13 protein-coding genes are annotated in these 15,219 nt (G+C 61.4%); 1 reads left to right on the top strand and 12 read right to left on the bottom strand.

The window, feature by feature from the left end:
* Window positions 1-17: 17 nt before the first annotated feature.
* The 12 genes from AB4P92_RS28350 to AB4P92_RS28295 form a co-directional block, all read right to left on the bottom strand.
* The gene (locus AB4P92_RS28350) at window positions 18-2,129 is read right to left on the bottom strand and encodes an ATP-binding protein (protein ID WP_395598541.1); all 2,112 of its coding nucleotides are present in this window, start codon (window positions 2,127-2,129) and stop codon (window positions 18-20) included.
* Window positions 2,130-2,263: 134 nt separating this feature from the next.
* The gene (locus AB4P92_RS28345) at window positions 2,264-2,953 is read right to left on the bottom strand and encodes a GntR family transcriptional regulator (protein ID WP_042559433.1); all 690 of its coding nucleotides are present in this window, start codon (window positions 2,951-2,953) and stop codon (window positions 2,264-2,266) included.
* 271 nt (window positions 2,954-3,224) lie between these two features.
* A complete protein-coding gene (locus AB4P92_RS28340; protein WP_150592085.1) occupies window positions 3,225-3,884 on the bottom strand; it encodes a DUF799 domain-containing protein in 660 nt (219 codons plus the stop codon).
* Entirely contained in the window at window positions 3,881-4,249 is a 369-nt protein-coding gene (locus AB4P92_RS28335) for a DUF4810 domain-containing protein (protein WP_047301565.1), read from the bottom strand. Before AB4P92_RS28335 ends, AB4P92_RS28340 begins: the two co-directional genes overlap by 4 nt.
* Before the next feature lie 29 nt (window positions 4,250-4,278).
* Window positions 4,279-4,965, bottom strand: a complete 687-nt coding sequence (locus AB4P92_RS28330; RefSeq protein WP_162184601.1) for a CsgG/HfaB family protein — start codon at window positions 4,963-4,965, stop codon at window positions 4,279-4,281.
* Between the two features lie 197 nt (window positions 4,966-5,162).
* Window positions 5,163-8,261, bottom strand: coding sequence for an error-prone DNA polymerase (locus tag AB4P92_RS28325; RefSeq protein ID WP_395598540.1), 3,099 nt, complete (start codon window positions 8,259-8,261; stop codon window positions 5,163-5,165).
* Window positions 8,237-9,652 (bottom strand): Y-family DNA polymerase, encoded by a 1,416-nt coding sequence (locus tag AB4P92_RS28320; protein ID WP_395598539.1) that lies wholly within the window; start codon window positions 9,650-9,652, stop codon window positions 8,237-8,239. The genes AB4P92_RS28325 and AB4P92_RS28320 overlap by 25 nt, the downstream gene beginning before the upstream one ends.
* A 7-nt stretch (window positions 9,653-9,659) precedes the next feature.
* Window positions 9,660-10,277 (bottom strand): translesion DNA synthesis-associated protein ImuA, encoded by a 618-nt coding sequence (imuA, locus tag AB4P92_RS28315; protein WP_047301571.1) that lies wholly within the window; start codon window positions 10,275-10,277, stop codon window positions 9,660-9,662.
* Window positions 10,277-10,894, bottom strand: coding sequence for a transcriptional repressor LexA (gene lexA, locus AB4P92_RS28310; protein ID WP_273875528.1), 618 nt, complete (start codon window positions 10,892-10,894; stop codon window positions 10,277-10,279). Before lexA ends, imuA begins: the two co-directional genes overlap by 1 nt.
* Before the next feature lie 80 nt (window positions 10,895-10,974).
* Window positions 10,975-11,943, bottom strand: coding sequence for a Gfo/Idh/MocA family protein (locus AB4P92_RS28305; RefSeq protein ID WP_395598538.1), 969 nt, complete (start codon window positions 11,941-11,943; stop codon window positions 10,975-10,977).
* Window positions 11,944-11,962: 19 nt separating this feature from the next.
* Complete coding sequence (locus AB4P92_RS28300) at window positions 11,963-12,850, bottom strand: Dyp-type peroxidase (protein WP_042559454.1); 888 nt, start codon at window positions 12,848-12,850, stop codon at window positions 11,963-11,965.
* A gap of 103 nt (window positions 12,851-12,953) precedes the next feature.
* Window positions 12,954-13,994: an AraC family transcriptional regulator gene (locus AB4P92_RS28295; protein WP_273875521.1), complete on the bottom strand. Its 1,041-nt coding sequence runs from the start codon at window positions 13,992-13,994 to the stop codon at window positions 12,954-12,956.
* Window positions 13,995-14,204: 210 nt separating this feature from the next.
* Between AB4P92_RS28295 and AB4P92_RS28290 the strand changes: the two genes are divergently transcribed.
* On the top strand, window positions 14,205-15,152 hold the full coding sequence (locus AB4P92_RS28290; RefSeq protein WP_395598537.1) for a transporter: 948 nt from the start codon (window positions 14,205-14,207) through the stop codon (window positions 15,150-15,152).
* Window positions 15,153-15,219 lie beyond the last annotated feature (67 nt).

The following is a 15,219-nucleotide window of genomic DNA, read 5'->3' as shown; positions in this document are numbered from 1 at the left end:
GTGGGAAGTTTTCAAGCTCAGCCGCTTAGCACCGAACGAATCATCTGCAACAACGATTCCGGGCCATACGGCTTGCCGAGCAAATGTGTGTCGGGGCTCAACTGGTGATTGCGCGAGATGATGTCGCGGGTATGGCCAGAGGTGAACAGCACCGCCACCGGAGGCTTCTGCACCTTGGCCCAGGCGAACAGGTCGGAACTCTTGATCAGCCCAGGCATGACCACGTCGGTGAAAATCAGATCCACTTCAACGCCTTCCAGCAGCATCTGCATCGCGGCATCGCCGTTGCCGGCAATCAGTACCTGATAGCCCTCATCGCGCAGCAATTCCACTGCCGAGGCCCGCACCGCGTCGTTGTCCTCGACCACCAGAATGGTCTCGTTGCCCCCGCCCAACACTTCATCAGCGGTGGAGCACTCTTCACGAATCGGCCGCAAACTGCGCGGAAAGTACAGCTCGACCCGCGTACCTTCGCCCAGCTTGCTGTCGATCTCGACATGCCCGCCGCTCTGTTTGACGAAACCGAACACCATGCTCAAGCCGAGCCCGGTGCCCTGGCCATCGGCCTTGGTGGTGAAGAAAGGTTCGAATACCTGCTCCAGTATCTGCGCGGGAATCCCGACGCCGGAATCGCAGACCGTCACCCGCACGAACTCGCCGGGGACGATGCCTTTGCCGGCGCAAAACGTGCTGTCCAGAAACGTATTGAAGGCGCTCAGCACAATCGTGCCCTCGCCTTTCATGGCATCGCGAGCGTTGATTGCCAGGTTGAGAATGGCGTTTTCCAGTTGATTGCGGTCGACGTTGATGTGCCAGGGTTCTTGCGGCAATTGCACATCGATGTGAATGGTTTCGCCCAGCGCCCGTTGCAGCAACTCGCCGACGCCTTCGAAGATCTGCTGCGGATTGCACACGGCCGGCGACAGCGGTTGACGCCGGGCAAACGCGAGCAGTTGCGAAGACAGCTTGGCCCCGCGCTCGACCGCCGCCAGCGAAGCGCTGACGCGCCGCTGCACGTTGGCGTTATCCGGCTCATGCCGCGCCAGCAGGTGCAGGTTGCCGGCAATTACCTGCAACAGGTTATTGAAGTCATGGGCCACGCCACCGGTAAGCCCGCCAATGGACTCGAGCTTTTGCGATTGGCGCAATTGTTCTTCGGCAGTGAGCCGCGCTTCGACTTCATCGGCCACGCGCTGTTCGAGGTTACGGGTGAACTTGAGCAGAGACTCTTCGGCGCTCTTGCGCTCATGGATGTCGATCAACACCCCGGGGAAACGCAGTGCTTCGCCGCGTTCGTCGAATTCGCAACCGCCGCTGGCCAGCACCCAAAGGTAACTGCCATCGCTGCGCAGTACGCGGTATTCGACGTTGTACGCCGCGCCGGTCTTTACACAATGGTCGATATTTTCCTGAACCCAGGCACGGTCATCGGGGTGAATTCGCGATTGCACAAAGTGTTGTGCCAGGTTGCTCAGATCATGGTCCGGCGGGTAAGAAAACGTGCGCGCAAAACGCTCATCCGCCGACAACACATTGTTCTTCACATCCCAGACAAACGAGCCGAGCAAAGCCCCGGCGTTGAGCGCCAGGCGCACACGTTCGTTGTCGGCGCGGAAGGCTTCTTCCGCGGCTTGACGCAATTGCTCGGAGCGCACGAGTTCGGTGGTTTCCACCACCATTGCCATGACCCCGGACGGGCGACCTTCGTCATTAGCCACGGGGCTGTAATAAAGATCCATCCAGACATCTTCCGGAACCCCGTCGCGCAACAACACCAGCTCTTTGTTGCGAAACGACAAAGTGCCACCCGCCAGGCAAGTGTCGACCACATGCCGATTGAACTCGGCAACTTCCGGCCAACCCAACTCCACCGGCACGCCAAGCAAGTAAGGATGGCGGCCACCGGCAAACTCCGAGTAGGCGTCGTTATAGATCATGTAACCGGCGCGGCCCCAGAGCATGACCATCGGCAACGGCGAGGCGAGCATCATCTGCACGGCGCAGCACAGACTGGCGGGCCAACGATCGAGCGGGCCCAACTCGGTATGGCTCCAGTCGAACGCGCAGATGCGTGCGGCCATTTCGCCTTTCCAGCCTTCACAACCGTGGCTATCGGATAAAAACTGCATCGAGTGACTCGGTGTCCTGTGTGTTTGCCCGAATGATCGCGAAACCAGATCTCTGCGATCGCACGTCTGTTTCGAGCATCGTCTGACTCATTGGTTTCATTAGAGGTATAGCCGATTTCAAGGCCGGCTCAGGATTAAACGCCGATCAGGTGTTTGAGCGGATGGTAGCCAGTTTTCATCTTCGCGGCGACGTCGAGAATCGCCTTCTCGATACCGTTGAGGTGCGTGCAGGTCAACTCGATGGCAGCGCTCTGATCGCCGGCCTCGATGTATTCGATCAGGCGCAGGTGTTCGTTGTCGCGGCAGGCCTCATGGCTGTCGTCGTCCAGCGCGGCAATGTACAGCGAGGCGCGGGAAATCAGCTTCTGGAACCAGTCGAGCAGCACCGGGTTGTTCAGGCTGCGCGCGAGTTTGATGTGGAACTCGCCGAGCAAGTGAATCAGCCGCGGATGGTCCCCGGCCGCGTGGGCCTCTTCCTCCAGCAGCAGGTGTTCACGCAGCTCTTGCATCGCTGCGGTGTCCTTGCGGCGGCACAGTTCAGTGACGATGCCGATCTCGATCAAGCGCCGGGTTTCGAACAGCGAACGGATCTCTTCATTGCTCGGCAACGACACCGACGCACCTTTATTGGGCTCGGTCGTCACCAGTCCGTCGGCCTCCAATTGCTTGAGCGCGGCGCGAACCGACGTGCGGCTGACATTAAATAACTCCGCCAGCGAGGCTTCGCCCAGTTTCATCCCCGGACGCAGCGATCGCTTGCTGATCGCCTCGTAAACCCCTTGGTAGACGCGGTCGACCGTGGTTTCCGGTTTTTTCTCGGTCATTCGAAAGCTCCTTCAGTGCTGGCAACGCAGCAGTGGCGCATGAACTGTCGCGCAGAATATCGCCTTCGGCCGGAAGATGCAGGGTCTTGATTGCAAGTCGATGGGGCGAGGTAGCGTTGCCGCTGATGCGCTCGTAGCAAGCGCGGACGGAGGCACTGGGAGTGCTGAGCCAACCCTGAAAACAAAAGATCGCAGCCTTCGGCAGCTCCTACAGGGAAATGCATTCCAAATGTAGGAGCTGCCGAAGGCTGCGATCTTTTGATCTGCGTTTTTAGTCCGTGCCGTACTTCGGCGAACGCGGACCGTACAACAGACCTGCCGGATGCCCGGCCGACAGCAGGCGGTTACTCGCCACGCCGGCAATCGGGAAACCGGCATCAGTGGAACTGTTGATGATCTGCTTCACCGCCGCCGTGATCAGCATGCCGATCAGGCCGCCGCCACCGTTGTTACCGCCCTCTTCGCTTGAGGCACGGGCAGAGCCGGTCCACAGCGTGGTGCCGCTTTTCAGGTCAACCAGTTTCGCCGTTGCAGTGACTGCGGTTTCGCTGCTGATCACCATGTAACGCGTGCCGTATTCGGTCACGGTGATATACAACGCCGCATCGGCGCCGAAGATTTCCTGCAGTTTGTGCGCCGGCGCCTGGTGAATATCATCCGGCGTGGTCAAACCGTTCTGGCGAAAGGTCTCGTCAACCAGTGTGATCGGCAATACGTAGTAACCGGCCTCGGCCAGTGGAAACGTTACCTGCGACAGCAGGCTGTAGGAGGCCTTGACGTCCGGCGAGGTGTTCAGCGGCGGCAGCACCAGAATGGTCTTGGGCCGTGCCTGCTTGTACGCCGAATAGTCCACGGTCTTGGGCTTGACGCAGCCACCGAGCACGCTCAGCGCCAGCACACCGACCAGCAGTTTCACTGCACGCGGGATCATTTGGCGTCTCCGGTCTTGGCGTTTTTAAGCAGAAAATCCATGTACGTGCCGGACTCGGGAAACAGCGTCTTTTCGGTGCGGAACTGCTGCACCATCTGATCATCCTTGCCCATGCTCAGATAGAGCAGGCCCAGGTGCGCGTGGTAACCCGGTGGTACGGCCTTACCGGTGGAGCGGATTTTTTGCAGGTCACGTTCAAGCGCTTCGGCCTGGGCTTCTTTCGGCTCTTCGCCTTTGAAGTATTCGTAGACCTGCGGTTCGTAGCCTTCCCACTGGTACAGGGTTTTCGGGCCGGCACAACCGGCCAGCAAGGTGCTGGCGGCCAGGGTCAAGGCCAGCAGCGACCGCGACAGAGTCAAATTCATGTGTTGTTGCTCCTTGCAATGGGCGTCGATCAGTTGCCCGGCTTCCAGGCACCGGCGTTCATGCCATCCACCAGACGATTGATCGCCTCGCGCATGGCCAGATCCAGGACTTTGCCGTTGAGGGTGGAGTCGTAGGCAGCGGTGCCGCCGAAGCCGATGATTTCGCGGTTGGACAAGGCGTACTCGCCTGCACCCTGGGTCGAATACACCACTTCCGACGTGCTGATGTTGACGATATTCAGGTTGACCTTGGCGTAAGCGACCTGGGTCTTGCCACGGCCGAGAATGCCGAACAATTGGTGATCGCCAGTCTCTTTACGGCCGAACTCGGTGACGTCACCGGTGACCACGTAATCGGCGCCTTTCAGACGCTGGGCCTGGCCCTTGATCGCTGCTTCCTGCTGGATTTCGCCCATGTTGTCGCGATCCAGCACGGAGAAACGGTTGGTCTGCTGCAAGTGCGTGATCAGGATGGTCTTGGCCTGACCGCCGAGACGGTCAACGCCGTCGGAAAAGATCCCGCGCATATAGCTGGAACGGTTATCGAACTTGCCCACCGCCATCGGCACGCGAACGCCGGTCCAGACTTGAGAAGCACTTTCAACCTTGGCCACCGGCAACGCGCGGGAGCTTTCGGTAGCGCAACCGGTGAGCGAAGTAGCCAGCGTGCCGAGTACCGCAATTGCAACGCCTGAGACCAACATCCGGGAGATCATTCTCACTGTGTATTCCTTCTTGAAAAACGGTGTGTCCCGGCACGGCATAGCGGTGGGGAGCGGAAAAGGGGCGGCATTATGACAAAGTGCCATCATTCGCGACAGATTTTTTTGACGCCAATTAATCGGCTCAAAATGACCGTGACTGACTCGTCCTCGCGCACCCGAATGATTCGTGTCGGCAGATATAAAGCGGATCAGTGAAAATCGCGGCTCTGCACGCGGATGCCGTTGAGCAGCGGGCTCAAATCACTCAGGCGTCCGGCGATCAGGTGGCGCACTTCGCCTTCGCGTTCCCAGCGGCCATCGACCCTGAGCAGTTGCGAGCCGACCAGCACCTGGCGCTGACGCTCGGCGAGGTCGCGCCAGACCACCACGTTGACGTTGCCGAACTCGTCTTCGAGCGTGACAAACGTCACGCCGCTGGCAGTGCCCGGACGTTGCCGGCCCGTGACCAATCCGGCAATGCTGACCGGGCGTCCGTGCTCGATATCAAGCAACTCTTGCGAACTGCGGCAGCGCCGCGCCTTCAACTCATTGCGCAGCAGCGCCAGCGGATGCGGCCCCAGCGTGGTGCCGACCGTTGTGTAATCCGCGTGCAGGTCCTCGCCAACACTGGGTTTGGGCAGCACCACGTCAGGCTCTTCCTGACTCGACAACCCGGCAAACAACCCAAGCTGTTTCTGCACCCCGGCCACTTCCCAGCGCGCCCGATGCCGATGTCCGGCCAGACCGCGTAACGCCCCGGAATCTGCCAGCAACGCCTGCGCCCGGCTGTCGAGCCCGGCGCGCTCCCCCAGATCGGCGACATCGGCAAATGCTCCGCGTGCCCGCGCCGCCTCGATACGCCGGGCGTCGTCCTCACGAAAACCCTTGATCATCCGCAGGCCCATGCGGATCGCCGGTTGCGCACCGCTGATCGGTTCCAGGCTGCAATCCCAGTCGCTGGCGCGCACATCCACCGCACGGATCTGCAACTGATGCCGGCGCGCGTCCTGCAGAATCTGGTCAGGACTGTAGAACCCCATCGGCCAACTGTTGATCAGCGCACAGGCGAACGCTGCGGGTTCATGACACTTGAGCCAGCAACTGGCATACGTCAGCAAGGCGAAGCTGGCGGCGTGGGATTCGGGAAAACCGTAACTGCCGAAGCCTTTGATCTGCTCGAAAATCTGCGCTGCGAACTCCGGTGTGTAGCCGTTTTTCTTCATGCCGGCAGCGAGTCGTTCCTTATGCGGCTCCAGCCCGCCGTGGCGTTTCCAGGCAGCCATGGAGCGGCGCAACTGATCGGCCTCGCCGGGGCTGTAGTCGGCGGCGACGATGGCGATCTGCATCACCTGTTCCTGAAACAGCGGCACGCCGAGGGTGCGTTTAAGCACCACTTCCAGTTCCGGCGAAGGATAGGTTTCCGCCTCTTCCTTGTTTCTGCGGCGCAGGTACGGATGGACCATACCGCCCTGAATCGGCCCCGGCCGGACGATGGCCACCTCGATCACCAGATCGTAAAACTTTGCCGGTTTCAGGCGCGGCAGCATCGACATCTGCGCGCGGGACTCGATCTGGAACACGCCGATGGTGTCGGCACGGCTGATCATCTCGTAGGTCGGTTTGTCTTCGGCAGGAATCGTCGCCAGTGTCAGGTCTTGATGGCGATGACGGCGCAGCAGGTCGAAACAGCGGCGGATCGCACTGAGCATGCCCAGCGCGAGAATATCCACCTTGAGCAGCCCGACCGCGTCGAGATCGTCCTTGTCCCACTGGATGATAGTGCGGTCAGCCATCGCCGCATTCTCCACCGGCACCAGACTGTCGAGCGGCTGTTCGGAAATCACAAAACCGCCGGGATGTTGCGACAGGTGCCGGGGAAAACCGATCAGTTGCCCGGTCAGGCTCAGCACCCGTCGCAGCACCGGACTGTCCGGGTCGAAGCCGCCTTCGAGCAAACGCGCGAGCGGCGGCGTTTCATCACTCCAATGGCCGCAGCAATCGGCCAGCGCGTTGATTTGATCGGGGGGCAGGCCCAGGGCCTTGGCCACATCGCGCACCGCGCCGGCCGCGTGATAAGTGCTGACCACCGCCGTCAACGCCGCACGGTTGCGACCATAACGACGAAACACGTACTGCAGGACTTCTTCGCGACGTTCGTGTTCGAAATCGACGTCGATGTCCGGCGGCTCGTTGCGCTCTTTCGACATGAAGCGTTCGAACAACAGCGTGGTGCGATCCGGATCGATCTCGGTAATGCCCAAGGCAAAACACACCGCCGAGTTGGCCGCCGAACCGCGGCCCTGACAGAGGATGTGCTGTTCGCGGGCGAAGTTCACCACATCATGCACCGTGAGGAAGTAGCTTTCGTAACCGAGTTCGGCGATCAGCTTTAATTCCTTGTTGATCTGCCGCAGCACCTTGAAGGGCGCGCCTTGTTTCCAGCGCCAGGCGATGCCCGCTTTAGTAAGGTGCCGTAACCAGGAACTGCCGGTGTGTCCGTCCGGTACCAGCTCTTTGGGATATTGATAACGCAACTGACTCAGATCGAATGTACAACGCCGAGCCAGCGCGACTGACTCATCCAGCAACGCCGGCGGATACAGCTCCCGCTGCACCTCGACGCTGCGCAGATGCCGTTCGCCATTGGGGTGCAGGCGCAATCCGGCTTCGGCCACGGGCACGTGGTGCCGAATTGCCGTCATGGTGTCCTGCAAGGCACGCCGGCCACGGGCGTGCATGTGCACATCGCCACAGGCCACCGCGGCAATCCCCAACTCAGCGGCCAGGCTCAACAACGCCGCCAATCGCCGCTGATCGTCCTGCCCGCGATGCAATTGCACCGCCAGCCACAGCCGTTCGCCGAAGGTTTGTCGCAGCCAACGTCCCTCTTCCACGTCATCGACGCTGTCCGGCACCCAAAGCGTCAGCAACCCCGGCAACGGCTCGCTGAAGTCCTCGCGCAGCACCTGATACTGGCCTTTTTGCGTACGCCGCCGGGCGCGGGTTATCAGGCCGCACAGTGCCTGATAGCCGGCAAGGTTCTCCACCAACAGCACCAGTTTCGGGCCGTTTTCGATGCGAATTTCGCTCCCGATAATCAACGGCAGTTCAACGGATTTCGCCGCTTGCCAGGCACGCACGATCCCGGCCAGCGTGCATTCATCGGTGATCGCCAGCGCCTGATAGCCGTGCTTTTTCGCCCGCTGGAACAGCTCCAGCGCACTGGAAGCACCGCGCTGGAAACTGAAGTTCGACAGGCAGTGCAGCTCGGCGTAGCCATCGTTCATGCGAACCAGCCCTGCAGCCACAACGGACCGCCCTCGCCCACCGCCCGATAGGCCCAGCCCTGCTGCCCGGCGCGGTTCTGGATCAGGTAGTAATCGCGGCGCACATCGTCACCGTCCCACCAGCCGGATTCGATGCGCTCAGGCCCCATGAGGATCCGTGCCGCACCTTCCGGTACGCTTTGCGGTTCGCCCAGCAACCAGCCCGGACGCTGGACACTCGGCAAACCGGCGCAGCGCTGTTTGTCGACGGCGTTTTGCCACGCGCACTCCGGACGATGGTCGGCCTGAAAACGCAGGCCTTGCACCGCGTCGTCGCCCAGCCTTGCGCGCAGGCGTTCGCGCAATTGCTCCCAAGGCAAGGTCTGCTGCGGACGGTCGTCGAACAATTCCTGAAACTGCGGCACGAAACTCGGCAGATCTTCGGCGCGCAGCCGGAAGCCGCGCACCGGGGCCTCGACCTGCACTTGTTCCAGTCGGCCACGGGCCAGTTCGAAGAGCATCGCCGGGTCGCGCTCGGCGCTGAGCAGGCCGACCTTGATCAGCGTATCCGGCAACCCGGCATGTTCCAGATGCAGATCGAAACGCTGCACGCCGCTGTCGCGCCCACACAGGAACGCCGATAGATCGCCGGTCAGGCGCCGCAGTGGAAACAGCAGCGCCTGATGGGACTGCACGTCGAAATTGAGTTCGATGCGCACATCGAAACGATCCGGCGGCAGATAAAATGCCAGCGCCAGCGGACGTGCGCCAAACAGGGTGTCGAGATGCTTGAGCATCTGCGCCTCGAAGCGCCGTGCCAAGGCCTGACGCGGCAGGCTCTGCACCTGACTAAGACTGCGCAGCCCCATGCGCGACAATGCCGTAGCCACGTGTGGCTCCAGGCCGACGCGGTCGATGGGCAATTGCCCCAAGTGATGCTGCAAGGCTTCACCGTCCGGCACCACCAAACCGTCATAAGCATTGGCCAGTACTCGCGCCGCCACCGGGTTGGGCGCGGCGACGATGCGATGACGAAAACCCAGCTCGGTCAGCTCTTTGCGCAACCGCACTTCGAACTGCGCCCAGGAACCGAACAGGCCCAGGCTCGATTCGATCTCGAACACCACGGTACGCGGATAATGCACGCTGACCTGTGAGCTGAAACGATAGGCCCATGCGGCGAGAAACTGCTGCCAGTGCTCGACCTCGGCGACGTCGTAATCGGCGGTGGCAAAGCCTTTGCTCAAGGCTTGCGCAGCGGTCATGGACTGGCCGGGACGCAAGCCAAGTTTGCGCGCCGCGCCATTCACGGCTTGCAACACCCGGCGCTGGGCCGGGCCGCTGAGCAGCACCAGCGGCTCATCGGGGTCGGGGCGCTGACGCAGCACGGCGTCGAGGGCCAATTGCGGGAACAGAATACACACCCAGCGCATGACGACCTCAGTGACCTATGGCAAAGGCAATGGGCGTCGCGCGAGCCAGGCCGCCACGGCATTTGAGCACGCGCAACTGGGCAGGTTTGGCATCAATGGCAATGCGCAACGCCGCCGGTGACGGGTTGATCGCCTCGCTCAGCGAGCGCCAGGCAAAGGCCAGGGTCTGGCCGGTTTCCGCCGCCACCTGCAAACGCCTTAACGCGCGGTCATCAGCCTTGTGCGGCCAGCACAGCACCGCGCCGCAACTGCCGGAGCGCAGGCATTGTTCCGCCGCCCACAAGGCATCGCGCTCACTGGCCTGAATCACCGACAACTGTCGCAGATCGACCCCGGCGTTTTCCCACGCTTGCGGGTAGGGCACGAACGGCGGCGCCACCAGCACGATGCGCTCGCCCGCCGCTGACAGCCGCGCCAGCGTCGGCCAGACCAGTTGCAGTTCGCCGACCCCGGGGCCGGCCAGGAGGATTTCGCTCAGCGCCGCTTCCGGCCAGCCGCCACTGGGCAACGCTGCGTCCAGTGCGGCATGCCCGGTCGGTTGCGGGCTCGCGGCCGGTGGCGCAGGCCGGCCCTTCCAGACCTGGCCGCCATTGAACAGCGTATCCAACGCAACGACGGCGCCCATCAGCCTTGCCTCACCAGGCCGCAGAACACTCCCTCAATAGCCAGATCCTGATCGTCACGCACGACAATCGGCTGGTAGGCCGGGTTGCGCGGCAGCAGGCGAACCTCATCGCCCATGCGCTCAAAGCGTTTGATGGTGACTTCACCGTCGAGCCGCGCCACGACGATCTGGCCGTTGAGCGCCTCGGGATTGCGCCGCACGCCGACCAGATCGCCGTCAAGAATGCCGTCCTCGATCATCGAATCGCCCTGCACCCGCAGCATGTAGTCGGGCGTACGGGAGAACAGCGCCGGGTCGAGCAGCAAACGGCTATGGAGATCGGCATCGGCACCAATCGGCGCACCGGCGGCCACCCGGCCGAGCACGGGAATATCGAGCAACTCCGGTCGCGCCGGTTGCCCGAGCAAGCGAATGCCCCGCGCCTGATGCGGGTTGACCTCGATAAACCCGGCTTCGGTGAGCGCCAGCACATGCTTGCGCGCCACGCTGCGCGAGGCAAAACCAAAAGCCTCGCTGATTTCAGCGAGGCTTGGGGGCTGACCGTGTTCGGCGATGCGTTCGCGGATAAAAGTCAGAATGGCGGTACGGCGGGGAGTCAGATTCGTCATGGAGTACATTTGTACTCCTGTGGGATTTTCCTGACAAGCACCGCCAGTCGGCCTAAGCCGACCTAGAGGGATTGGGTGACGTCTGAGATTCAGTGACGCTTGAGGATCTGGTCCATGACCCAATCGGTCTTCAGTGCTTGTTCGGCCATCGCCGGATGCTCCGATTCACCACGAATATGCGCATTCATGCCCAGCACGTGATGCCACTGAATGTGTTCGTGATGGGCAATGTCCAGGCTGATCTGCTCATCGGCATGCAGCTCGACCGGATGCTCATCAAATACTGAAAAGCTGATCCGACCGAGGCTGCCGATGATCTCGACCCGATCCTCGCGCCGATCGGCAACAAAACTCCAGCAGCCCATGCCCAGCGCCCCAGAGGCAAAGCGCCAACTGGCGCTGACCGCATCTTCCGCCGCGTACAACCCGGCCTGCCGCGCGGTGAAACCGGCGACCTCGACGATGTCGCCGAGCAAATACTGGAACAGGTCGAAACCGTGGCTGGCCAAATCCGCGAAGTAACCGCCGCCCGCTACCGCCGGGTCGGTGCGCCAATTGTCGCGGCCATCCACATCTGCCGGCGACGGTGCCTTGGTCAGCGTCCAGCTCAAATGCCGCACCTCGCCGATCCGTCCCTGTTCCAGCCATTGCCGCACCTGCGCGAAGCGCGGCAACGAGCGGCGGTAATACGAAACGAACAGGTGCAAACCGGCGTCGGCAAACGCCTGCTGCATCTCGCGGCTTTGGCCGGCGTTGAGTGACATGGGTTTTTCCACGCAGCAATGTTTGCCGGCGGCGGCGACTCTCAGACTGTAATCGCGGTGGCTGTCGGGCGGCGTGGCGATGTACACCGCGTCCACCTCGGGATCGTTGATGAGTGCATCGACGTCGGTGTAAACCCGAGCGATACCGTGGCGCGCGGCGTAATCACTCACGGCTTCAAGGCGTCGGCCCATCACCGCCACCAGTGCGGACCCTGGCGCCTTGTAAAAGGCTGGCCCGCTCTTGCGTTCCGCGACACTGCCGCAACCGATCATGCCCCAGCGCACCACGTTCATCTTTAGTCCTTATGCAGAATCAGCCGATGCGCAAGGCGCGCAGATCAAGATGACCGTCCTTGAGCGGCGGGCACCAGTAATAGCCGCCGGTGATCGGCCGGCTGATGCGGTACAGGCCATCGGCGATGCCGTCTTCCAGACCGCTCATGCGCCGCAACTGGGCTTCGAAGGCATCCAGCGAGAAACCGAACGCGAGGAACATCAGCCCCGCGCGGTCACCTTCAATCCACGGCATCGAGCGACGCACGACGAACGCTTCAGGCGCGAAGCTTTCCTGCGCGGTGCGTTTGACGTGAGCGGAGACCGGCGCGTCGTCGATCTCTTCGTTATCGCTCAGGCGACGGCCCATGATGTTGTCTTTGTCGTCGGCGGACAATTTGTGGAAACCCTTGAGGTCGTGCTGCCACTGCTGAATCGCGGCGAAGCTGCCACCGATCAGGCCTTCAGCGCCTTCGCTTTGCAACGCGGCAGCAATAGCGGCTTCGTCATGAGGGTTTTCAGTGCCGTCTTCGTAGCCGGTCAGGTCGTGACCGTCCTTGTGGCGGAAGGCTTCCTGCATCTCTACCAGACGCAAGGCCGGAGCCAGTGCAGCTTCAATGGCGTTGCAGCGATTGAGCAGGTCGCCACGGTCGACGCCGTGCAACCAGACCCACAGCGCATGCTGGGTGGACGGGTTGTTCACGCCCACGCCACTCATGGCCGGAAAACTGCGCAGACCGGCGATTTCCACGTTGAGGGCCTTGGCCAGGGATTCACCGAAACCGACCACCGCAGACTTGCCGTCCACCAGGCTCAGCAGGTTGTCGATCGCCTGCGGCAAGGCTTCGATCGAGGCCAGGGCGAAAAACAAATGACGTGCTTGCAATGGAACGGGGGTGGCGAGAATGCCCGGCTGGTAGTGACTCATGTGAACTCCTTGAAAAAGTGCGCGGAGTTTACCTGTAGCCAGACAGTTTGTGTGGTTGAAGCAAGATCAAAAGATCGCAGCCTTCGGACGATCTTTTGATCTTCTAAAGCGTCATGCTGGTCTCGACGCGCCACGCACTCGGGCTCAGCCCCGTCCAGCGCTTGAACGCCCGGCGAAAGCTGCGCACATCGCTGTAGCCGACCTCTTCGGTGATCCGCTCGATCGGCATGTCCGGATTTGCCAGCAAACTCATCGTCCGCGCCTGCCGGACTTGTTCCAGCAACGCTTCAAAGGTCAGCGCATGCTCGGTCAGCCGTCGCCGTAAAGTGCGGCTGCTCATGTTCAGGTCGCCGGCTATCTTTTCGATATGACTGCCCCTGCTCAGGTCGCGGGCGATCGCACGCTCCACGGCTTGAATCAGGTCGATTTTCTGGTGCACCTGCGCCGCTTCCAGTTCCAACAACGCGACTGCCTGACGCAACGCCAGTGAATGATGATTGGGCAGGTTGACGTCCAGCCATTGCACATCAATCAGCATGCGATTGTGCAAGCAACCAAAGCGCACTTGCGGCCCAAGCAGACGCTGATATTCACTCAGGTAATCCGGCGCCGCATGCACGAATTCCACGGCGATCGGCTTGAAGTCGGCACCCGCCAACGCGCGGCCGTACACCAGCAAACTGGCGAAAAACTCCTCGACCGCGAACACCTGCACATCGGCGAATGGCAGGCGACATTCGGCATCGAGATGCACCTGATCACCGACCACATCGACGCTGGAAACCACGATCCCGCCCGAGGTGTGTTGATGGCGAATCCCCACGGCAAACGCATCGCGCAAGGTTTTACTCAGTGAAAGCACGTGCCCGAGCAGCCCCAGCGTACCCAGTACGTTCTGGGCGCCGACCCACAGGCCCAACCCTTGGTTCGGCAGGGCTTTGAGCGCGCGCTGGATCATCGCCACGGCCTGACGATAGGAAATCCGCTGCGCCGGGTCCTGCAGATCTTCAAGGGTAAAACCCAGGCCACGGCACAGGCTTTCAGGATCGACGCCTTTGTTCTGCGCGACTTCGGCGAGGGTTTGCAGGAGAAATGGCGACACCAGCGCCAGTTCAAAGGTCGAGTCTTGGACTTTTACGTTCATGTGGGCTGACATTCCGGATCACGCTTGATTGTTATTTTTGTTACCGGTTATGTCGAAGGAAGTTAGCACAGGGTTTGTCGAGTGTCCGCAGAAGTCCCCCTAACTGTCCGCCAATACCCTGCCCCGTCGGGCCCAGAGCGCTTATTTCTATCGTGCGGGGCGACCTGCGTGCCCGCGTTGCGCTCCAAAACAATAATAATGAGGACGGATATGCACCCCAACCACGCGGCATTGCCCCTGCGTCTGGCCCTGATTTTGCTGGGCTGCACCGCGACCCTTCCCGCCCTGGCCACCGAGGCCGGCGTCGATAACATCGGTACCGGCACCGACGGCTTCTTCATGCTGCCGATGGAGGTCGACAGCCTTGCGGAAAACATGGTCGCGTTCAACGTCTACTACAACCATTACAAGGCCAGGAAGCTCAATATCAGCTCGCTGGGCGGCAAGGTGCCGAATGTCGAAATCGAGTCGACGGCGGTGATTCCGCGCATCGATTACTTGAGTCCGGTGCGGATCTTTGGCGGACGCCTGGCCGGGTACATCGCGCAACCGTGGCTGAAGCAGGAAGTGTCAGTGTTCGGCTTGAGCGACACCCGCGAAGGCATGGGCGACACCACCGTCGCGCCGATCATCCTGTGGGACATGGGCAAGGACCTGACCCTCGGCGCCGCATTGGAAATCACCGTACCCACCGGCGAATACAGCGTCGACCGGCTGGCCAACACCAGCAACAATTTCTACACCTACAAGCCGCTGTTCTCCTTCACCTGGTTGCCGACCGAGCGCAGCGAAGTCTCGATGAAGACCACCTACAGCTTCAACGAGAAGAACAAGGACACCGACTACAAATCCGGGCAGATTTTCCACTTCGACTACTCGGCCAGCTACAAGCTCACCGACGATCTGATGCTCGGTCTCAACGGTTACTACCTCAAGCAGACCACCGACGACAAACAGTTTGGCCGCACCGTGCAGTTCGCCGGGCAAGACGTGGACGACGGGGTGCGCGGCGAGGTGTTTGCGATCGGCCCGGCGCTGCACTTCACCTTCCTCAAATACGCCAGCGCGGAGATCCGCTGGGCCAAGGAATTTGATGTCGAGAACCGCCCCGAGGGCGAGATGCTCTGGGCCAAAATCAGTATTCCCTACGCGTTCTGACAACCACCACCGTCCCGCAGGCTTTACGTTAACTGGCTGAAAAAAAAGGGCGGCCAAACGGCCGCCC

The organism is Pseudomonas sp. A0308 (assembly GCF_044218815.1).
Lineage (GTDB): Bacteria > Pseudomonadota > Gammaproteobacteria > Pseudomonadales > Pseudomonadaceae > Aquipseudomonas > Aquipseudomonas iridis.
This window is presented reverse-complemented; position numbering and strand designations above follow the sequence as displayed.